The sequence below is a fragment of the Cupriavidus cauae genome, assembly GCF_026210475.1.
GTDB classification, from domain to species: domain Bacteria; phylum Pseudomonadota; class Gammaproteobacteria; order Burkholderiales; family Burkholderiaceae; genus Cupriavidus; species Cupriavidus cauae.
This window is the reverse complement of record NZ_CP080294.1, coordinates 408,829-429,768: the sequence shown is the minus strand read 5'-3', so window position 1 is coordinate 429,768 and position 20,940 is coordinate 408,829. Positions and strand designations below refer to the sequence as shown.

The window sequence follows — 20,940 nt, the reverse complement described above, 5'->3', positions numbered from 1 at the left end:
CCATGCGCCCCTTTTCCCTCCGTACCCTGGCGGTGGCTGCCGCCATGATGTTGACGCTCGCGGCCTGTTCCGAGGAGCCGCCGCCCGCGGCCGAGGCCCCCAAGCTGCCGCCCGGGGTAGTCAAGCCCGAGCCGTCGCTGCAGCAGCAGCTGAAGGTCGCGCCGGTGACCACCAGCCCGTTCAGCGAGATGCTGCACGTGGCCGGCCGCATCGACTTTGACGAGCAGCGCGTCGCGCGCATCGGCGCGTCCGTGACCGGGCGCGTGACCGACCTCTACGCGATGCCCGGCCAGGAAGTGAAGGCCGGCCAGGTGCTGGCGCGCCTGCACAGCAGCGAGCTGGGCGCCGCGCAGATGTCGTATCTGAAGGCGCTGGCGCAAACGCAACTGCAGGCGCAGAACGCCGAGCGCGCGCGCCAGCTGTTCGCCGCCGACGTGATCGGCCGCGGCGAGCTGCAGCGCCGCGAGAGCGAATATGCGATCGCCAACGCCGAGATGCATGCCTATCGCGACCAGCTGCGCGTGCTCGGCATGTCCAAGGCGGCCATCGCCGAGCTGTCCAAGGGCGGCAGCATCAATTCGTATTCGCCGGTGTACTCCAGCATCAGCGGCACCGTGGTCGAGCGCAAGGTCGCGCAGGGGCAGGTGGTGCAGCCCGCCGATTCGCTGTACACGGTGGCCGACCTGTCGCGCGTCTGGGTCGTCGCCGAGGTGCCCGAGCAGCAGGCCGCGCTGGTGGCCGAGGGGCAGACCGTCGAGATCGACGTGCCGTCGCTGGGGGCCGGCACGGGCCGCAGCCGCATCGCGGGCAAGCTGATCTATGTGGGCCGCACCGTCAATCCCGAGTCGCGCACGGTGCTGGTTCGCACAGAACTGGACAATCGCGAGGGTCGCCTGAAGCCCGCGATGCTGGCCAGCATGGTGATCGCCAGCCGGCCGACCGAGCGGCTGGTGGTGCCCGGCTCGGCCGTGGTGCGCGATGGCAACGAGGAGCAGGTCTACGTCGAGCAGGGCGAAGGCCTGTATCGCGCCGTGCCGGTCAAGCTCGGTGCCGAGAGCGACGGCATGCGCGTGGTGCAGAGCGGCGTCAAGGCTGGCGACCGCATCGTGGTCAATGGCGCGTTCCATCTGGATAACGAGCGCAAACGCCTCGAGCAAGGTTGACCACGATGATCCAATCCCTAGTCCAAGCTGCCATCAACCAGCGGCTCGTGGTCTGCGTGATCGCGGTCGTGCTGTTCTTCTTCGGGTTGCGCGCCGCCGGCAAGCTGTCGGTCGACGCCTTCCCCGATGTCACCAACGTGCAGGTGCAGATCGCCACCGAAGCGGCGGGCCGCTCGCCGGAAGAGGTCGAGCGCTTCGTCACCGTGCCGATCGAGATCGCGATGACCGGCCTGCCCGGGCTGGTCGAGATGCGCTCGCTGAACAAGGCGGGCCTGTCGCTGATCACGCTGGTGTTTACCGATGCCACCGACGTCTATTTCGCGCGCCAGCTCGTGATGGAGCGGCTGATCGAGGTCGGCGGGCGCATGCCGGAAGGCGTGTCGCCGGTGCTCGGCCCGGTCTCCACCGGCCTCGGCGAGGTCTACCAGTACACGCTGGACCGCGCCGACGACGGCGATCGCGAACTGACGCAGGAGGAGCTGTCCGAACGCCGCATCGTGCAGGACTGGGTCGTGCGTCCGCTGCTGCGTTCGATTCCGGGCGTGGCCGAGATCAACTCCCAGGGCGGCTACGTCAAGCAGTACCAGGCGCTGATCAACCCGGATCGCATGCGCCACTACGGCATCTCCGTGCAGCAGGTGTACCAGGCGCTCGCGCAGAACAACGCCAACTCCGGCGGCGGCGTGCTGCCGCACTATGCCGAGCAGTACCTGATCCGCGGCGTGGGCCTGGCGCAGGGCGTCGAGGACCTGAAGAGCATCGTGCTCAAGGAGGTCAACGGCACGCCGGTCTATCTGCGCGACGTGGCCGAGGTCACCATCGGCCATGAAGTGCGGCAGGGCGCGCTGATCAAGAACGGCCAGACCGAGGCGGTCGGCGGCATCGTGATGATGATGCGCGGCGGCAACGCCAAGGAAGTCGTCAGCCGCGTCAAGCAGCGCGTCGCCGAGATCAACGAGCGCGGCATGCTGCCCGGCAAGCTGCAGATCGTGCCGTACTACGACCGCAGCGAACTGGTCGATGCCGCGTTGTGGACGGTGACCAAGGTGCTGCTCGAAGGCGTGGTGCTGGTGGTGATCGTGCTGTTCCTGTTCCTCGGGGACCTGCGCTCGTCCGTCATCGTGCTGGCCACGCTGGTGCTGACGCCGCTGCTGACCTTCATGGTGATGAACCAGGTCGGGTTGTCGGCGAACCTGATGTCGCTGGGCGGTCTGGCGATCGCCATCGGCTTGATGGTCGACGGCTCCGTGGTGGTGGTCGAGAACGCGTTCGAGCGATTGGGGCGCAAGGATGAACTGAGGCTGACCAAGACCGAGGTGCTGGTCAAGGCGGTGCAGGAAGTGGCGACGCCCGTGATCGTCGGCGTCGGCATCATCATCCTGGTGTTCCTGCCGCTGATGACGCTGACCGGCACCGAGGGCAAGATGTTTGCGCCGCTGGCCTTCACCATCGCGATCGCGCTGGCGATCTCGCTGGTGCTGTCGCTGACGCTGTCGCCGGTGCTGTCGTCGTACCTGCTCAAGGGCGGTGCGGAGCACGACACCAAGGTGATCGCCTTCCTGAAGCGCCACTATCTGCGGATGCTGGGCTGGGCGATGGCGAACAGCCGCAAGACCGTGGTCGCCGCCGTGGTCGCGTTCCTGGCCACGCTGGCGATCGTGCCGCTGCTCGGTTCGTCGTTCATGCCGGAGATGAAGGAAGGCTCGATCGTTCCGGCGATCGACCGCGTGCCCAACATCTCGCTGGAGGAATCGATCAAGCTCGAGAAGGAGGCCAACAAGCTGGTGCTCAGCGTGCCGGGCGTCAAGTCGGTGGTGTCCGGCGTCGGCCGCGGCGAAAGCCCGGCGGACCCGCAGAGCCAGAACGAGTCCACCCCGATCGCCAGCCTGAAGGACCGCGACGAGTGGCCCGACGGCTGGACCCAGGACGACATCGCCGAACAGATCCGGCAGAAGCTGCGGGCGATCCCCGGCGTGCAGATCGTGATGGCGCAGCCGATTTCCGACCGGATCGACGAGATGGTCAGCGGCGTGCGTTCGGATATCGCGGTCAAGATCTTCGGCGACGACCTCGGCAAGCTGCGCGAGCTGGCCGGCGAGGTGGCGCGCGTGGCCGGCGGCATCCAGGGTTCGCAGGACATCCGCATCGAGCGCATCACCGGTCAGCAGTACCTGTCGATCGAGATCGACCGCCAGGCGATCGCGCGTTATGGGCTCAATGTCTCGGACATCCACGACATCATCGAGATCTCGATCGGCGGCAAGCGCGCCACCGACATCTTCGAGGGCGAGCGCCGCTTCAGCGCCGCGGTCCGCCTGCCGGAGCGCTTCCGTCATGATGTCCAGTCGATCCGCCAGCTGCTGGTGACCACGCCGGACGGCATCCAGGTGCCGCTGCAGAGCGTCGCCAAGATCGAGGTCAGCGACGGCCCGGCGCAGATCAGCCGCGAAATGGCCAAGCGCCGCGTGGTGGTGATGATCAACGTCAAGGACCGCGACCTCGGCGGCTTCGTCGCCGAACTGCAGCAGGCGGCAGACAGCAAGGTCAAGCTGCCCGAAGGCTATTACTTCGAGTGGGGCGGCCAGTTCCAGAACATGGAACGCGCGATGGGCCACCTGAAGATCATCGTGCCGATCACGATCGCCGCGATCTTCTTCCTGCTGTTCCTGCTGTTCAACTCGCTGCGCTTCGCCACGCTGATCATCACCGTGCTGCCGTTCGCATCGATCGGCGGCATCATCGGCCTGTTCGTCACCGGCGAATACCTGTCGGTGCCGGCATCGGTGGGCTTCATCGCGCTGTGGGGCATCGCGGTGCTCAACGGCGTGGTGCTGGTGTCCTATATCCGCGGGCTGCGCGACAGCGGTCTGGATCTGGACACCGCGGTGCGGCAGGGCGCCGCCCAGCGCTTCCGCCCGGTGATGATGACGGCGACCATCGCGCTGCTGGGCCTGGTGCCGTTCCTGTTCTCCACGGGGCCGGGTTCCGAGGTGCAGCGCCCGCTGGCGGTGGTGGTGATCGGCGGCCTGATCACGTCGACGCTGCTGACGCTGGTGATGGTGCCGACGCTGTATCGCTGGTTCGACGACCACAAGCCGAATCCGGCGACGGACGAGCCGGTGTAATCGAAGGCCGGGCGCCGGCACCGTGCCGGCGCCATGGTGGTGCGTTGGGGTCCCCGCGAAGGCGGGGGCCCTTTTTTATTGCCGGGCGCTCGGTCAGTCGTCCTGCGCCAGCCGATGCACAGGCTCGGGCAGCGCATCGAGCAGCGGCTTGCCGAAATACTGCCGATCGCTGACCGCCAATTGCCGCAGCCCCTCGCGCAGCGAACGCAGCGCACGGGCCGCCTGTTCCAGTTGGCCCGCATGGGCGGCATACCACGACAGTTCGAACCACAGACTGCTCTGCTGCAGCAGCGGATACTTGCGCTCGCCGCGCTGCGATTCGGCCAGGCGCCAGGCGGCGACCTCGTGCCAGGAATCGGGCCAGGCCGGACCGGTGAATGCGTCGGCGAACGGGCCCGCGAGGTCGCGCAGCGCCGCGACGCCGATCGGCGCGGCGGCCTGGAATTCGGCCAGCGTGGGACGCGGCGCGGTATGGCAGGCGCCGCGGGCGATGCGCATCAGATAGATCGCGTTCCACGCCGACGGATGGCGATTGCCCGCGCCGCGGCCCAGCCATTCCGACAGGCCGATCCACTGGATCGCGCGCTCGGCCTCGCGCTCGGACGAGACCCCGGGCACGGCACCGGGCAGTGCGCCGGGCAAGGCGCCCGACCATGCGATGCCGGCCTCGCCGAACAGCCATAGCGCCATGCCGATATTTGCCGCGACGTGCTGAGCGGCATCGGAGACGTTCGATTCGAAGGCCGCCGCCAGCGCCTGCTCGAAATGCGCGACGGCCTGCTCGGCGAGCGTGCCGGCCGCTGCCGTGTCGTTGGTCGCGGCCGCCGACAGCGCATGCGAGCGCTGGATCAGCGCGGCGAGGTTGTGCCACTCGAAGCGGACGTGCGGGTGCACCTGCACCAGCGTCGCGCCGGGCGCGTTCTGCGCCAGCGCCTGCAACAGCGCCAGCGCCCCGCGCAGATCGCGCTCGTCGTAGGCGCACCAGGCCGCGACGATGCCTTCCATCGCGTCGAGGTAGTCGTTGCCCGCAATCGCGTGGCCGCGCCGACGCCGTCGCAGCGCGCGCAGCATCTTGCGGGTTTGCGCGCGGTCGCCGAGGCGGCGCCACAGCAGCGCCTCGTTCAGCGCGACAAAGGCGTGTTCGAATTCGCTGACGGCGAGCCGGCGCGCGGCGCGAAATGCCGTCAGCGCGGCCGGGGCGTCATGGCTGCCGTTACCACCTATGCCTGCGGCAGCCGCTTCGTCGCGCGCCAGCGGCGTCAGCAATCGCCCCTCGCGCAGCGCCTGCTTGCCGTCGACGAAATGGCGCCAGAAGGACAGGTCGGTCTGCGTCACCATCCGCTGCGGCACGGCGGCCTTGCCTTGTGCGCGCCCGTCGCGGTCCAGACCGAGAAAGGCGGCAATCTCGTGCGCAGTGGCGGGCGCGCCTTCGACCTGGCAGACGATGCGCTGGCGCTCGTGCGCGGCCAGCCAGAACGGCCCCTGGCTGCGTCCTTCCAGATTGAGGAAGCGCGGGTCGCGGCTCGCGTCCTCGCCCCATCCGACCTGCAACTGCCAGCGTCCGAAATCCTGGAAGGCACGGGCGATCGCCATCCGCAGCGTGCGCGCATTGCTCATGCGCTCGCGCAGGTCGTCCGCGTAGACCAGTGGCCGTTGCGGCGATGCCAGCGTGGCGTGGTGCAGCCGCACCAGCAGCCAGACCGACTGGTAGGCGGCGCGCGTGCCGTTGACCGATTGCGGGGCGGACAGTTCGACGACGACGGGATCGGGCATGGAGCAGGGGGAGCGAAAGGGGCGCAACGGAGCGGAAGGAAGACGGAAGGATGGCAAAAAAGTCCGGTCGATGTGACAGCCGTGACAGCCGTGCCGGATTGTCGCATGGGCAGGATTGGACCGGAACCCCGCCATGGCTACGATGCGCACTGTCCGGCCGGCGATGCGCCGCGCCGGCCGGACCGGCGCGCACAACCCGCCGCTGCCATCGGCAAGCCGCCGATCGCAGCAGCCCCAACGAACAAGGAGAGACCATGAAGTCCCGTACCGAAGCGCAGTCCCTGCACGCGCATGGCCTGTATCGCCGCCGCCTGCTGCAACTGGCCGGCGGCGCCGCGCTGCTGCCTGCCGCGCGCCTGGCGCTGGCCGATGTCGCGCCGGCAAGCGCCGTCGCCGCGCCGAGCGAAGTCGCCCGCGAGGATTTGATGTCGCACTTTCGCGCGCTGGACGTCGACGGCTGTTTTGCGCTGTTCGACGTCAAGGCGAACCGGATGACGCTGGTCAACGCATCGCGTGCGAAGACGCGCATGGTGCCGGCGTCGACCTACAAGATTCCGAACAGCCTGATCGCCTTCGAGACCGGCGTGGTGGCCGATCCGGACCAGATCCAGCCATATGGCGGCGGCAAGACGCGCTTCCCGCAGTGGCAGCGCGACATGAATCTGCGCGAGGCGATCGCGATGTCGAATGTGCCGGTCTACCAGGGCATTGCCCGGCGGATCGGCATGCAGCGGATGCAGACGTGGGTCGACCGGCTCGACTATGGCAACCGGCAACTCGGGAAGGTGGTGGATCAGTTCTGGCTGCGCGGGCCGCTGGCGATCTCGGCGGCCGAACAGACGCGCTTCCTGGCGCGGCTGGCACAGGGCCAGCTACCGGCGTCGCGCCTGAGCCAGCAATGGGTGCGCGAGATCCTGCGCGTCGAAGCCAATGACGATCACGCGATCTACGCCAAGACGGGCTGGGCGATGGATGCCGGGCTGAACCACGGCTGGTGGGTGGGGTGGGTCGAACGCAGCGGCGGCGTCCATGCCTTCGCGCTCAATATGGATCTGCAGCGCGAGGAACTGGCGCCAAAGCGCATGGCCATCGCACGGGCGATGATGGCGGAACTTGGCGTGTTGCCCGTGGAGAACGGGCAAGCGCGCAAGATGAGCTAGCGCAAGACGGGCCAGCCCGGGCGAGCCAGCGCAAGATGAGCTGGCGAAGAGGAGCTGGCGAAGACGAACTGGCGCGGGGCGGAGCTTGCCGCGCCGGGCGTACCGGCTGCGTCAGGCTGTCGCGTGCGCCTTCGTGGCCGCGGCCTTGCGCTTGCCCTTGGTAAAGCTCGACAGGCCGTCGATCACATCGCGACCGTAGGCGACGGCCGCTTCGATCGCCTCGCGCGGACTGCCGGCGCGATGCGAGCGCAGCGCCGGCAAACCGGTCGACGGCTCTCCGCCCAAGGCGATGATGTTGACCGTTGCCTCGAAGCTGTCGCGCGCGGTGCCCGACTTGCCGGCTTGTTCGCCGGCGTGATGGACGTGTGCCGAGAGGCGATAGCCCTTGTAAACAGCGTGATTGGCGTACATGGTGGACTCCTTGGAAATGCGCGCGCTCAATGGCGGCGCAAGCGCGTAATCGCGCGTTCGCCCGCCTGGCGGGCGACCTGCTTTGCCTGCGCTTCCGTGCGATGCAGCGTGTCGCGTACCGCGACGTTTTCGAGCACCCGCTCGCGTCCGCTTTCATAGCGGCTGACGATGTAAGTGGCGAACCACTGGCCGGGGCTTTGCTGGATCGGATGGACGGCGACGGTGTATTGGTTCTGGTTCTGGTTTTGGCTGTGTTGTTGATTCATGTCATTGGAAGGGGGCGGTCCCTTGCCCTGATCCGATGGGTCCGCGCAGATGCCAGAGGCAGGTGCATGCGGATGTCGAGCGCTGCGGCGCGTGAGTGCGCGCCAGTTGCGGCTTACGGAAACGGCTTGGTCGCGAGGCGAGGCCCGGCTCGGTTGAGCCGAAACAGCGGTGAGGCGACGGAACGGGAACGCTGGGTGGTGAATGCCGGACGTCAGGTCGGGCGGCGGGGCCCTGGGGGCCAGCCGGACAGTGTCTTGTCTTAATAATCTGTCCGGGTTTTCGCCTCTTGGGGCGAAGGCACACACTATAGCACGGTTGGCCTGTCAGCACCGGCTGCGCGGGTAGGCTCCTCTCCCACGCGCGGGAGAGGATAGGGGAGAGGGAAAAACGGCGGTCGCCACGGCATCGCCGTCGCAACCAGCCTTCGTTTCCCCCGCAGCGCGCAGCGAAGCGCCTCACATATGCAGCACGCCGCGAATCGTCTCCGCCAGATCCTTGGCGAGGAACTTCGACACGTAGGCGTCCGCGCCGACCTTGCGAACATGGTCCTCGCTGGCATTGCCCGACAGCGACGAATGGATGACCACCGGAATGCCCTGGAAGCGCTTGTCCGCCTTGATCTTGCGGGTCAGCGTGAAGCCATCCATCTCCGGCATCTCGAGATCGGTCAGCACGCAGGCGATCTCGTCGCGCACATTGCGCCCGGCCTTCGCGGCGGTGGCGGCGATGTCGTTCAGTTCGTCCCACGCTTCCTGGCCGGTCTTGGTCATCACCACGGATACGCCCATCGCATCGAGACCTTGCTCGATCAGGCTGCGGGCGAGGGCGGAATCGTCGGCCGCGAGGATTTTCGTGCCCGGGCGCAGCGCCAGCTTCGGTCCGACGGTGGACGGATCGACATCGGGCTGACTGGTCGGCAACACGTCGCGCAGGATCTGTTCGACGTCGAGCACCTGTACCAGGCGAGCGTCGGGGGTGTCCGCATTCAGCTTGGCGATGCTGGTCACCAGCCCGCCCTTGGTGCTGGCTTCGGCCGACACCACCTCGTTCCACTCCAGGCGCACGATTTCCTCGACGCCCTCGACGGCGAAGCCCTGCGTCGAGCGGGCGTACTCCGTGACCAGCAGGATGCCGCAGCTGCCCCCCTGTGGCGTGCAACCCACGATCTTGGCCAGGTCGATGACCGGAATCACCTGCCCGCGAATATCCGCCATGCCCAGCATCGCCGGCGCGCCGCCGACCACGGTCGTGATTTTCGGCATCACCAGAATTTCACGGACCTTGAATACATTGATGCCGAATATCTCGTTCTGGCCGGAACGCTCGGCATTCCCGAGCCGGAACAGCAATAATTCGAACTGATTATTGTTGGTCAGGTTGGTCCGCTCGTCGATTTCCTTCATCAAGCCGCTCATGACTTCCCCATATTCCTCGCGACGCCCGCGTGACCGGTGGCGCAGTGTGTTGTCGATGACACACGAGGGCACGGCTACGAAGAGGGCCCGACCGCTCGCGGTACGGGTCATTAACGACCGGGCGGGTGGAACCTTTAGGGCCGTGACGCAGCGCTTCCCCGGCTAGGTGCTGGTGCTGACGATCAACGGCAATCTGGTGGCGACGCCGCGGATCGCGCGGCCGGACCAATGGCCTGTTGTTCGTGCCGATGGCCAGCGAGCAGCAGGCGCTGAACGTCGCCGCGGTGATTGGCGGCGCGGGCGCGCCCGCGACGAGATAACAAGGCGCTCTGCCGTCCCTGCGTGCGGGGACGCGGCGTCTTGCTGCCTTTCTCGCTTGGTTGCCGCTTGTTTCCTGCTTGGATTGCTGCCCGGTTGCTGCCTGGCTGCCGCTCATTTACCGATATACCCAGGCAGTCCCCGCGCCTTCGGACTCCTGGCCGCCTTGACCGCCAACGCGAGCGCATAGGCGAAGCATTCCGGATTCCCCATCGGCCCGCGAATCTCGCGCCGGAAGAAATCCGCCCACTTGAAGTCGGGATAGGCCTGCTTGACCCGGCGGTAGCCGCCCGCGATGCGGGCAAAGGCCTCCAGACTGCGATATGGATCGTCGCGCATGCCCGCGACAGAGCGCGGCAGCGCCGACAGCGGCTGGCGCTGGCCGTGCTCGTCGTACGGGTGGACCTGATGGCGGCGCAGCATGTACTCCCAGAACTCGTCCTCGGAGCGGTCACTCAGGTCCTTGCGGACGAACACCGGGATGATGTCGAAACCCAGCTCGTGCCAGGCGCGCACCCAGTGGTGATGGTCCACGACCCACAGCACATGCTGCGGTCCCACCACCACGTGGATGCGATGCTTGTCGAAGAAGGCCTCGAGCCGGTCCTCCGGCTGCCGGCGCGTCGTCTGCATCTTGCGCTTGACGTGCAGCATGCCGACCGTGATCTGGGTCGGCCGCAGCTCCGCGATCGGCGCGCGGAGCTTGCTGCCTTTGGCGAGGGTCGTGGTGCCCACGTGCGCCGGTCCGGTCGGGCTCAGCGGTTGGTTCCCTTGCCGGTCGAGCCGAGCCCGTCGCCGATATCGGGCGTGCTGCCCGAAGCGGAGGAGACCGACGAGCCGGATGTCCCGGTCGTTCCCGATGTCCCGGACGTGCCCGACGTTCCCATCGAGCCGGTGCTGCCGGTGGTGCCGGACGTTCCCATCGTGCCGGACGACAGCGGCGAGCCGGTCGACGTGGCCGAGGTGGAGCCGGACGAACCGGAGGAGCCCGACGTTCCCGACATCCCGCCGCCGCTGCTGCTGCTGCTGCTGCGATAGTCGCCACCCGCTTCCGAACCGGCACCCGCGCTGCCCATGTCGCGCGTCACGCGGATCTGGTTGTGGACCTCGTTGACGCCGAACACTTCGTCGGCGATGTCCTCGATCACGAACTTCTCATGGCGCTCGCGGACCGTGCCGGTCAGCGTCACCGTGCCGCCGCTGACTTCGACCGAGACCTGGCTGACATCGACCATCGGCACATCGGACAGCCGCTCGCACAGATCCTCGCGAATGCGCTCGTCCGAACGCTGATAGCCCTTCGGGCCGACGCGCCGGCGGCGTTGCTGTTGTCCGTATTGCTGGCCTTGCTGGCCGTACTGGGAAGCTTGCTGGCCATATTGCTGCCCCTGACCATACTGCTGACCCTGGCCATATTGCGAGCCGTAGCCCGACTGGTACTGCGAGCCGCCCCGGCCGCCGGATTCGTAGCTCTCCAGCCCGTAGCCGCGGCCGCCCTGGCCCGAACTGCCGCCATAGCCGGAGGTACCGCTCTGGCGATAGCCCGGATCGCCGGGATAGGCCCGCTGACCGCCGCTGTACGACTGTCCGCCGCTGGAGCTGCTGCCGTAGTAGCCGCCGCCATAGCCGGGCTCGTTGCCGACGCGACGCGAACGGTCGCGCGCCTCGAGTTCGCGCCAGGTTTCCGCGCCACCGCCGCGGCGGCCTTGCTCGCGCCCATAGCCACCGTACTGCTGGCCGCCGGATTGCTGGCCGCCGTACTGCTGGCTGCCGTACTGCTGGCTGCCGTACCCCTGGCCCGATTCCCAATCGTCCTCGCGGCCGGTATCGCGCACGCCGTACATGCCGTAGCGCTCCACGCCGCCGCCGCTGGGGTCGTAGCCGGCATAGCCGCTGCTGTACGGATTGCGCGCGCCGCCCATGTCGGTCGGGTCATAGCGGCCCTGGCCGCTGCCGCGATAGCGCGGCGAGGATTGCTGCTCGAACGAGGAACCGCCGCCGCCGCTGCGCGAGCGATCGCCGCCGCCGCCACCACCACCGCCGCGTCCAGCGCCCCATTCATCGCGCCAGCGTTCGCGTTCGTTCTCATGGCGTTGCTGGCCCTGGCCCTGGCCTTGCCACTGCCCCTGTCCTTGTCCGTACCGCTGCTGGCCCGAGCGCTGGCCGCCGTATCCGCCGGACTGCCCGCGGCCGGATTGTCCGCGGCCGTATTGCTCGTGTGACTCGCCCTCGTCGCCGTATTCGCCAAACCGCATTTCTTCGCCCATGTCGTCACCGTCCTTGTCGCGCCACCATTCGCTGCCGCTCCCCTGATCCCGCCCCGGACCGCTGCCATAGCCACCGTAGCCGCCGGGGTAGCGCTGATTGCTACCGTTGCTCATTTGTCCCTCCTTGCGTACCAAGTGGCGGCACGCGCCGCGCACTGCGCCGGGCGGATGTTGCTCCTGCTCTGCTGCTGCCCGGCCGGGTGAAGAATCGCAAGAACCGTACCGCTGTGCGCGAGAGGCGGCATGCGAAAGCGGGGCACGCGCATCGCCCGCGATCGCCGCGGCGCCAGCAGCCACATGCAAAGTTTGCCGCCGTCACTTGTAAAAAGTACGGCGCATGGCGGGGCCGTCACCGAAGCGCAGTCTCTTTCGTCATTTGCCTGCGTCGCGCCTGACGGATCGACGTCGCAGGTATGGAACTTGCCGTATAGCGGTATTGCCCATCACCGGCGCGGGCGTGCCTTGCGTGCTGTGGCCCGCCATGCCGGAAGGCGCCCAGAGAACAGCCATGTCCGACGTAGCCAGTACCGACCGCGAACGCCTCGCCAGCGCCGCCCGCGAAGTCATCAACGGAAAGTCCGCCAACGGCAAGGCAGCCAACGGCAATGCCAGAGGCGCCGGCAATGGCGCCGGCAATGGCGCGTCGGAAGAGGACCGGCAGGGCTGGCGACGACGTGTGATGCACGCCTTCGAATGGTTCGCCGGCCATGCCACGCGGGGCGCCGGCTCCCCGATCGCGTTCGCCTCCGCCGTGGGCGTGGTGCTGCTGTGGGCGGTGACCGGGCCGATGTTCGATTATTCCGAGACCTGGCAGCTTGTCATCAATACCGCCACGACCATCATCACGTTCGTCATGGTGTTCCTGATTCAGCAGACGCAGAACAAGGACTCGCTGGCGGTACACCTGAAGCTGAACGAGCTGCTGGCCTCGCATCGCCACGCCAGCAGCCGGCTGGTGGCAATCGAGGACCTGGACGAAGAGGACCTCAAGAAGTTGGCGGCCTTCTACCGGCAGCTGTCCGAGCTGGCCGAGCGCGAAAGCGATATCGAGGAAACCCACGGGCTTGACGATGCGCTGCAGACGCACGTCGCCAAGCAGGAGGCGCGGCACGATCTGGAGGAGGAGATCGCTGCGGAGCTCGACTCGAAGGCGCGCAAGGACCGCCGGCCGGACGACGCGGTCTGAAGCGGCCGAGCCTGCCTCGCGCGCAGGCCGGATCGCGATGGGCCGGTGCAGGCCCGTGTCGATCGAGTCGGTCCGTGTAGATCGGTGTGGGTGTTGCAAGTTCGACATGCGCGACGAACAGCCATCCAGCGATGACGCGCGCTGCTGCGTGCCGGCACGCGCGGGCGCATTCCTTGCACGACGCGAAGAATGTCGTTGCCGAACCCAGGAGCCAATCATGTCGACCATCGTGGCAGGGCGTTTCGATTCCTTCGCCGACGCCGAGCGCGCGGCGCGAGGGCTTTATGGACACGGATTCTCGGTATGGGACGTGTCGATCTTCACGGTCGGCACGCCGCAGGCCACGCAGGAACTGGCGCGCCCGCCCGGCGTGCTGCTGGCGGCGCGGGTCGAGCCCGAACGGCTGCAGACGGCGGCCGAACTGATCCGCCTGGAAGGCGGGCGCGAGCTCGAGCAGGCCGAGGGCCAATGGGAGAACGGCCGCTGGTCGGACTTCGATCCGCTTGGCACACCGAAGCCGTTGCAGGAGACCGCACCGCACGAGCGCGCGGGCCAGCTCGGCGAGGGCGCGCTGAGCGCGACCGGCAACGAGGACCCGGGTAGCGAGATCGACCAGTCGGTCCGGCAGGAAGAAGACCGCCATTCCGGACAAGTGAGCGGGCAGGCGGGCGGGCATGCCGGCGGACAGACAGGCGGGCAGCCGGGCGGGCATGAGGCTGGAAACGGCGAGCGCGATCTCGGCGTGCTGCTGACCCCGGGCCAGCACACCACCACGCATGAGGGCGTCAGCAAGGGCGACGAGGCCCGCATGCAGGGCCAGCGGGCGGGCGAACCGCGGCAGCAGGACGCTGGCAGCCAGACCGCGTCGGCCGCCGAGGGATCGAGCCCAGGCGCGAGTGAAGGAGCGACTCAAGACGTGGGCCAAGGAAAGAGCCAAGGTGCGGGCCATGGCGCGACTCAAGGCCAGAGCCCAGCGCAACGCGAAGGGCAGGGCCAGCACCCCGCCGAACAGCAACCGCGCGAAGCCTGGGAATCGGCGCAGTCGCATCGCCAACCGGGCGAGAAGACCGACGAGCCCGAACTGGTGCGCGGGGCCACCACCACGCCGGAGCCCAGCGGGCCGAACGACACCTTCCGCCAGATCCGTCGCGGCCAGTTCCCGCCGGGCGTCGGCGAGGGCGACCTGCGCGATCCGGGCAGTACCACGCCGGACGCGCCGAAGGTCGACAACCGGTCGTGAGGGATCCGATGACGGATCCGATGGCCACCACGATGACCGCGGCGATGACCGCCGCGATGACCGAACCGGTACTCCCCTAAGCGCCGCCCCCCACCAGCGAGACGATGCCGACGACCAACGGACATCCCGCCCCCGCCTCCAAGCGCCGGATCGCGGCCGAACTATGGGCCACGATCTGGCGTTTCCGCGGCCGCGTCGGCGTGGCCGTGGTGCTGCTGATCCTGGCCAAGGCCGCCGCCGTGGCGGTGCCGCTGGTGCTGAAGCTGGTGGTCGACGATGTGGCGCCCGTGGCGACCGGCGCGGCCGCGATGGCGGGTGCGGCGATCACGATGCCGGTGTTCCTGGTGCTTGCCTACGCGGCGCTGCGCCTGCTCGGCAACGCCTTCAACGAGCTGCGCGACGTGGTGTTCGCGCCGGTGACCCAGCGCACCGTGGCCACCTTCATGGAGCGCACCTTTTCCCATCTGCACGCGCTGGGGGCCCGCTTCCATGCCCGCCGCGAAACCGGTGGCGTGATCCGCGACCTGGAGAAAGGCACCGCGGCGATCGGCTTCCTGCTCGGGGTCGCGGTCTTCACCATCGTGCCGACGCTGATGGAGATCGGCTCGGTGCTGGTGATCATGATCGCGGCCTATGGCGGTGCGTTCGCCGCGATCATCGTGGTGACTTTCGCGCTGTACGCGGGCTACACCTATGTGATGACGCGGCGCCGGACGCGGGTGCAGCGCAAGGTCAACGCGGTCGAGGCGCAGACCAACAGCAAGGTCGTCGACAGCCTGCTGAACTACGACACCGTCAAGTTCTTCGCGCGCGAGCGCTTCGAGACGCGCCGCCTGTCGGGCCTGCTCGAAGGCTGGGTCGATGCCAGCGTCGAGAACCAGTACACGTTGTCGGCGCTGCATGTGGGCCAGAGCTGCTGTATTGCGCTCGGCGTGGCGGCGGTGATGCTGCTGGCGACCGAGCGGGTCGTTACCGGCGCGCTGACGGTCGGCGACCTGGTGCTGATCAACGCGTACATCATCCAGGTGGTGCTGCCGCTCAATACGCTGGGCTTCATCTTCCGCGAGTCCAACGACGCGATGACGCAGGTCGAGCGGCTGTTCGCGCTGCTCGACGCGCAGGGACCGCCGGGCGAGGACCACGACGCGCCTGGGGCGCGGCCGCTGCACGTGACGCGCGGCGAGATCGTGTTCGAGCACGTGAACTTCAGCTATGACCCGAGCCGGCAGACGCTGTGGGACGTCAGCATCCGCATCGGCGCGGGCCAGACCGTGGCGGTGGTCGGCGGCAGCGGCTCCGGCAAATCGACGCTCGCGCGCCTGCTGTTCCGGCTGTATCTGCCGGACAGCGGCAAGATCAGCATCGACGGGCAGGACCTGCGGCTGGTCACGCAGCAAAGCCTGCGCGAGGTGATCGGCATCGTGCCGCAGGACACCATCCTGTTCAACGACACCATTGCCTACAACATCGGCTACGGCCGCGAGGGCGCGACCCGCGCCGATATCGTCGAGGCCGCGCGTGCCGCGCAGCTCGATACCTTCATCGACCGGCTTCCCGATACCTACGAGACCCGCGTCGGCGAACGCGGCGTGCGCCTGTCCGGCGGCGAGCGCCAGCGCGTGGCGATTGCCCGCGCGTTGCTGAAGAAGCCGCCGATCGTCGTGTTCGACGAGGCCACCTCGGCGCTCGACACGCGCTCGGAGCGCGCGATCCAGCGCGAACTGGCGGAAGTGGCGAAGGGCCGCACCGCGCTGATCATCGCGCACCGGCTGTCCACCATCGCCGATGCCGACCATATCCTGGTGATGGAGCATGGCCGCGTGGTGGAGGAGGGCACTCACGACGCGCTGCTTGCGAAGCGAGGCGTCTATGCGCAGATGTGGCGCCTGCAACAGCAGCAGCGCGAACTGGAACGGACCGAGCAGAAGCTGGCGCTGCAGCCGATCCGGCTCGAGGCCATCGTCGCCGCGGTGGTGGACGGACTGCGCGAGCTGATCGCCGAGCGGCAGGTCAATCTGTTCACCGTGCTCGGCGAGGCGGAATTGCGCGTTACCGGCGATCCGGGCGTCGTGCAAAAGGCGGTGTGGGAGCTGTGCCATGCGCTGATCGACGACATGGAGCCGGGCGGGCGCATCGAGCTGCGGCTCGAACGGCAGGGCGGCGAAGCGTCGCTGTACCTCGCCGCGCCGGACCGCCAGGCGCCGCTGCCCGATATGCGCGAGCTGGAGAACATGCTGGAGGACCACGCGGTGCGCCTGACGGTGGATCCGCATGGACATGGCTATCGCGTGACGATGCCGCTGCGGCCGATCCGCGAAACCCCGGCGCCGCCCCCGGTCGCGCCGCCCGACATCGGCGCGACGCTGCCGGCGCCGGACGCCCTCAAGGGGCTGCGCATCCTGGTGCTCGACGACGACGAGCCCACGCGCGAGGTGCTGACCAGCACGCTGGAGGACTATGGCGCCGACGCGCAGGCTTTCGGCCGCGGCGACGATTTGCTCGACCTGCTGGGCAACGCCGATCCGCAGCACTGGCCGCAGGTACTGCTGTGCGATATCGCGCTGGACGAGGAGGACGGCTACACCGTGCTGCGCCGCGTGCGCCGGCTCGAGACCGAGCGCAACGTGCCGCTGGCCTGCCGCCTCAGCGCGATCGCGCTGTCCGGCCATGCCGAGGCGCAGGACCGCATGCGCGCGATGATGGCCGGCTTCCAGGTGCACCTGTCCAAGCCGGTGCAGATCGGCGAGCTGGTGGTGGCGATCCATTCGCTGGTGCGCCATCGCGATGTCGACACCACGGTGCCGGGGCCGCGAAGCTAGCGCCAGGGCGCTGCCGGTCTCCGGTTCCCGGTACCGGACCGCGGCCCCCGGTCGCAGCCCTCCGGCCTCAGGCCTCAGGCCTCGGGCCTCGGGCCTCGGGCCCGGGGTCGCCGTTGCGGGTCCATCGATTCCGTTTCACAACCCAACCCACTACACGATCGAGGAGAAACCATGCAGCCTCACGACAGACCCGATCTGCCCAGTTCCACACCGTCCCGGTCTTCCACTGACGTGCCCGGCGCCACTGCCTCGCCGGGCAGGGCGCCGGGCAGCCGGTTCGCCGATGCGGCCAGCGCCGAGCGCGCGGTCGCGCTGGCGAGACCGATGCTCGAAGCGGCGGTGCGGGACCGCGAGGTCGGCGAAGGCGGCTTCCTGCATCTGGTGGTGATGGACCCGGGCAAGGGTCCGGCCGATTGCCCGTTCGAGCAGGCAATCCTGTACGAATACTCGGCGCCGGGGCGCGAGCGGTGGGACGCCGATTACGCCTGGTATGCGCGCGAGAAGGCCAAGGTGGCCTGGCGCACCGGCATGGCGACCGACCAGGTCCAGGCGCGCGCCCCGCATCTGCTGCGCGCGGAGGAATCGATGCTCGGCGGCGCGGTGGTGCTCGACGGCATCGTGGTGGCGGTCAGCGGGGCGAACCCCTGGTATGACGAAGCCTTCGCGCTGAGCGTGGCGGCGCTGCTGCGGGCGGTCGCGCAGCAGCGGCGGCGGGAGCAAGGGTAGGTCGCGCCGCGGAGAGTTCGTGCAGCGAGCGAATGACGCGACGGCGAGCGCGCTGGCGAACAGATCGCTCCCTCTCCCGCTTGCGGGAGAGGGTTGGGGAGAGGGCAGCACCGCCCATGCAACTTTTACCAGCCACGGCATAAACGCCAACGCCCCCCATGTAACTCCGGACATGGGGGAACCGTTACCCCTGAAACGGCAAGCCACTGCGCCATCACGCGTCTGGCATGCAATTCGCTGAAGGCATCCCCACAGAGAACCGGATTCGCCGCCGTCGCACGGGGCGGCGGGTAGCCGGAAATGGGGAGCGATGCCGTGCATTCCCTTTTCCGTCCGCCCGCCGGCGCTGCACCTCGCGCCGCGCTTCGCGCCGCATCCCCTTGCGCCCGCGCCGCATCCGGTCACGCCTTCCAAGCCAACTTCAGGAGCCGAAATGACCGATGCGCCAGACGCCAGCCTGCAAGGCAAGACCTTTCTCGTGACCGGAGGAGGGCGCGGGCTGGGCGCCGCGATCTGCCAGAACCTGTCGGCCGCAGGCGCCAGCCTGGTCGTTGCCGACGTCGACGAAACCCTGGCCCGCAACTGTGCCGAGAAGCTCGACGCCAGCGGCGAGCGGGCCTATTCGCTGTCCTTCGACGTGGCCGAGCCGGCCGCCGTCCGCTCGGCCTTCGAGCAGGTGCGCGAGCGCAGCGGCCGCCTCGATGGCATCGTCAATAACGCCGCGATCGACATCACGCTGCCGGTCGACGAGGTCGAGACCGAACGCTGGCACCGCGTGCTGATGGTCAACCTGTACGGTCCCTATCTGATGTCGCACGCCGTGGTGCCGATGCTGAAGGCGCAGGGCGGCGGTCATATCGTCAATATCGCGTCGACCGCGTCCAAGCGCGCCTGGCCCAACGCCTCGGCCTACCACGCCACCAAATGGGGGCTGCTGGGCTTCTCGCACGCGCTGCACGCGGAACTGCGGCCGCACGGCATCAAGGTGTCGGCGATCGTCGCGGGCGGCATGCGCACCCCCTTCCTGCTCGACCGCTTCGCCGACATCGACCAGTCCACCCTGCAGGACCCGGCCAATGTCGCGCGCGCGGTGCGCTTCGTGCTGACGCAGCCCGAAGAGACCGTGATCCCCGAGGTCATGGTGCTGCCGATGAAGGAAACGTCGTGGCCGTGATCGACGACCCCGGCGCCGGCCTCGGGGCTGGTCCCGGCGCTGGCCCCGACACTGGCCGGATCACGGGCGCCGCAGTACCGGCCGGAGGCGGCGGTGGACTCCCCGGCGCGGTACTGCTGGACAAGGACGGCACGGTATTGCAGGACGTGCCGTACAACGTCGACCCCGACAGGATGCGGCTCGCGCCGGGCGCGGCGCGCGCGCTGCGGCGGCTCGGCCGGCTGGGCGTGCCGCTGGTGGTGGTGTCGAACCAGCCGGGCCTGGCGCTCGGCCGCTTCGAACCCGAGGCGCTGGGACCAATGCGCCAGCGCCTGGGCGAACTGTTCGCGACCCACGGCGCGCGGCTGGCGGGCTTCTTCTTCTGTCCGCATCATCCGGAAGGCGTGGTGCCGCGCTTCACGCGCACCTGCCTGTGCCGCAAGCCGCTGCCGGGGCTGCTGCGCAATGCCGCGGCGATGCTGCACTTCGACCTGCGCCGCTCCTGGATGATCGGCGACATCCTCGACGACATCGAGGCCGGCCAGCGCGCCGGCTGCCACACCATCCTGGTCGATTGCGGCAACGAGACCGAATGGGTGCGCGGGCCGTACCGCACGCCAGAGCATGTCGTCGCGGATCTGGACCAGGCCGCGCGCATCGTGGTCCGCCATCTGGGCGGCACGGTGCGGCACGCCGAACGTTGCCGGGTGGAGGCCTCATGACGGCATGGCGCGACGCCAAACGCATCCTGTGCGTGCGGCTGGACAATATGGGCGATGTGTTGATGACCACGCCCGCGATGCAGGCGCTGAAGGACAGCGACCCGTCCCGTCATCTGACCCTGCTGACCTCGAGCGGCGCGGCGGCGCTCGCCAGCCACCTGCCGATGATCGATACGGTGCTGACCTGGGATGCGCCGTGGGTGAAGGGCAACGGCATCGGCAACCGCACCGGCAGCAGCGTGATGCCGATGGCGCAGCGGCTGCAGGCGGCGCGCTTCGACGCGGCGGTGATCTTCACCGTCTACAGCCAGAACCCGCTGCCCGCCGCACTGCTCTGCACGATGGCCGGCATTCCGCTGCGGCTCGCGCATTGCCGCGAGAACCCCTATCAGTTGCTGAGCGACTGGGTGCCGGAGACCGAGCCCCAGACGCAGGTTCGCCACGAGACGCAGCGCCAGCTCGATCTGGTGGCGACGGTGGGGGCGGTGCCGGCCGACACGCGGCTGCGCTTCCGCGTGCAGCCCCACGACCGGCGCGCGGTGCAGCGGCTGCTGCAACGGTGGCAAGGGGAGGGCGCGCCAGAGAGCGCCGCCTCCGCCCGCTGCGTGGTGATGCATCCCGGCGCCACCGCCGAGTCGCGCCGCTGGCCGGAGGCGCGCTTCGCCGAGGTCGCGCGCACGCTGGCCGGGCAGGACGGCGCGCTGGTGCTGCTGACGGGCGGCGTCAGCGAGCAGGCGCTGGTCGACAGCGTATGCCGCGCCGCCGGACATCCACGCGTGGTGGGCATCGCCGGCGAACTGACGCTCGGCCAGATGGGCGCGCTGATCGAGCATGCCGATCTGCTGGTCTCGAACAACAGCGGGCCGGTCCACCTCTCGGCCGCGCTCGGCACGCCGGTGGTCGATCTCTATGCGCTGACCAATCCGCAGCACACGCCGTGGCAGGTGCCGCACCGCACGCTGTATGCCGACGTGCCGTGCCGCTATTGCTACAAGAGCGTCTGCCCGCAGCAGCACCACCGTTGCCTGAACGACGTCGAAGTGGCCGAGGTCGTCGCCGCGGCGCGCGAACTGCTGGCCGGCGCGCCGGCCACCTCCGATGCGCTGCCGCCGCTGATCGTGCCCGCCCCCGTCATGCCCCCGTTGCCGCCGGTACGCGCCAGTGGCGCGGTGCTGGCGACCTGAACCGGACACAA

General features: G+C 68.7%; 16 protein-coding genes. 10 read left to right on the top strand and 6 right to left on the bottom strand.

Annotated features, from left to right (window positions below; all coding sequences use genetic code 11):
- The first annotated feature begins 2 nt into the window (after window positions 1-2).
- Both KZ686_RS17475 and KZ686_RS17470 read left to right on the top strand, forming a co-directional pair.
- Entirely contained in the window at window positions 3-1,163 is a 1,161-nt protein-coding gene (locus KZ686_RS17475; RefSeq protein ID WP_149319961.1) for an efflux RND transporter periplasmic adaptor subunit, read from the top strand.
- 5 nt (window positions 1,164-1,168) lie between these two features.
- Window positions 1,169-4,288, top strand: coding sequence for an efflux RND transporter permease subunit (locus KZ686_RS17470; protein ID WP_149319962.1), 3,120 nt, complete (start codon window positions 1,169-1,171; stop codon window positions 4,286-4,288).
- 93 nt (window positions 4,289-4,381) lie between these two features.
- On the opposite strand, the gene KZ686_RS17465 is transcribed toward KZ686_RS17470, so the two are convergent.
- A complete protein-coding gene (locus KZ686_RS17465; protein ID WP_265634532.1) occupies window positions 4,382-6,061 on the bottom strand; it encodes a hypothetical protein in 1,680 nt (559 codons plus the stop codon).
- A gap of 254 nt (window positions 6,062-6,315) precedes the next feature.
- On the opposite strand from KZ686_RS17465, the gene blaOXA reads away from it, so the two are divergent.
- Window positions 6,316-7,221 (top strand): OXA-837 family class D beta-lactamase, encoded by a 906-nt coding sequence (gene blaOXA / locus KZ686_RS17460; protein WP_265634530.1) that lies wholly within the window; start codon window positions 6,316-6,318, stop codon window positions 7,219-7,221.
- Between the two features lie 111 nt (window positions 7,222-7,332).
- Here the strand turns inward: blaOXA and KZ686_RS17455 are convergent, their stop codons facing one another.
- From KZ686_RS17455 to KZ686_RS25515, 5 genes are all read right to left on the bottom strand, one after another.
- Complete coding sequence (locus tag KZ686_RS17455) at window positions 7,333-7,662, bottom strand: GTP cyclohydrolase (protein ID WP_149319964.1); 330 nt, start codon at window positions 7,660-7,662, stop codon at window positions 7,333-7,335.
- Entirely contained in the window at window positions 7,659-7,898 is a 240-nt protein-coding gene (locus KZ686_RS17450) for an isochorismatase (protein WP_226105181.1), read from the bottom strand. The genes KZ686_RS17455 and KZ686_RS17450 overlap by 4 nt, the downstream gene beginning before the upstream one ends.
- Before the next feature lie 456 nt (window positions 7,899-8,354).
- The gene (locus tag KZ686_RS17445) at window positions 8,355-9,314 is read right to left on the bottom strand and encodes a chemotaxis protein (protein ID WP_149319966.1); all 960 of its coding nucleotides are present in this window, start codon (window positions 9,312-9,314) and stop codon (window positions 8,355-8,357) included.
- Between the two features lie 432 nt (window positions 9,315-9,746).
- Window positions 9,747-10,367 carry a ParB/Srx family N-terminal domain-containing protein gene (locus tag KZ686_RS17440; RefSeq protein WP_226105183.1) on the bottom strand — a complete coding sequence of 207 codons (621 nt, stop codon included), beginning with the start codon at window positions 10,365-10,367 and terminating at the stop codon, window positions 9,747-9,749.
- Between the two features lie 20 nt (window positions 10,368-10,387).
- Window positions 10,388-12,013 carry a BON domain-containing protein gene (locus KZ686_RS25515; RefSeq protein WP_407648589.1) on the bottom strand — a complete coding sequence of 542 codons (1,626 nt, stop codon included), beginning with the start codon at window positions 12,011-12,013 and terminating at the stop codon, window positions 10,388-10,390.
- Window positions 12,014-12,578: 565 nt separating this feature from the next.
- Here KZ686_RS25515 and KZ686_RS17430 point away from each other — a divergent pair.
- The 7 genes from KZ686_RS17430 to KZ686_RS17400 all read left to right on the top strand — a co-directional run bounded on the left by KZ686_RS17430 (window position 12,579) and on the right by KZ686_RS17400 (window position 20,929).
- A complete protein-coding gene (locus KZ686_RS17430; protein WP_149318356.1) occupies window positions 12,579-13,085 on the top strand; it encodes a low affinity iron permease family protein in 507 nt (168 codons plus the stop codon).
- Window positions 13,086-13,302: 217 nt separating this feature from the next.
- Window positions 13,303-14,325, top strand: a complete 1,023-nt coding sequence (locus tag KZ686_RS17425) for a hypothetical protein (protein ID WP_265634523.1) — start codon at window positions 13,303-13,305, stop codon at window positions 14,323-14,325.
- Between the two features lie 104 nt (window positions 14,326-14,429).
- Window positions 14,430-17,144: an ABC transporter transmembrane domain-containing protein gene (locus tag KZ686_RS17420; RefSeq protein WP_265634521.1), complete on the top strand. Its 2,715-nt coding sequence runs from the start codon at window positions 14,430-14,432 to the stop codon at window positions 17,142-17,144.
- Between the two features lie 171 nt (window positions 17,145-17,315).
- Window positions 17,316-17,870, top strand: a complete 555-nt coding sequence (locus KZ686_RS17415; protein WP_223819469.1) for a heme-binding protein — start codon at window positions 17,316-17,318, stop codon at window positions 17,868-17,870.
- Between the two features lie 433 nt (window positions 17,871-18,303).
- On the top strand, window positions 18,304-19,044 hold the full coding sequence (locus KZ686_RS17410) for an SDR family oxidoreductase (protein ID WP_053823623.1): 741 nt from the start codon (window positions 18,304-18,306) through the stop codon (window positions 19,042-19,044).
- Window positions 19,045-19,103: 59 nt separating this feature from the next.
- Window positions 19,104-19,745 (top strand): D-glycero-alpha-D-manno-heptose-1,7-bisphosphate 7-phosphatase, encoded by a 642-nt coding sequence (locus KZ686_RS17405; protein ID WP_149318358.1) that lies wholly within the window; start codon window positions 19,104-19,106, stop codon window positions 19,743-19,745.
- Window positions 19,742-20,929 (top strand): glycosyltransferase family 9 protein, encoded by a 1,188-nt coding sequence (locus KZ686_RS17400; protein WP_265634516.1) that lies wholly within the window; start codon window positions 19,742-19,744, stop codon window positions 20,927-20,929. The genes KZ686_RS17405 and KZ686_RS17400 overlap by 4 nt, the downstream gene beginning before the upstream one ends.
- The last annotated feature ends 11 nt before the right edge of the window (window positions 20,930-20,940 follow it).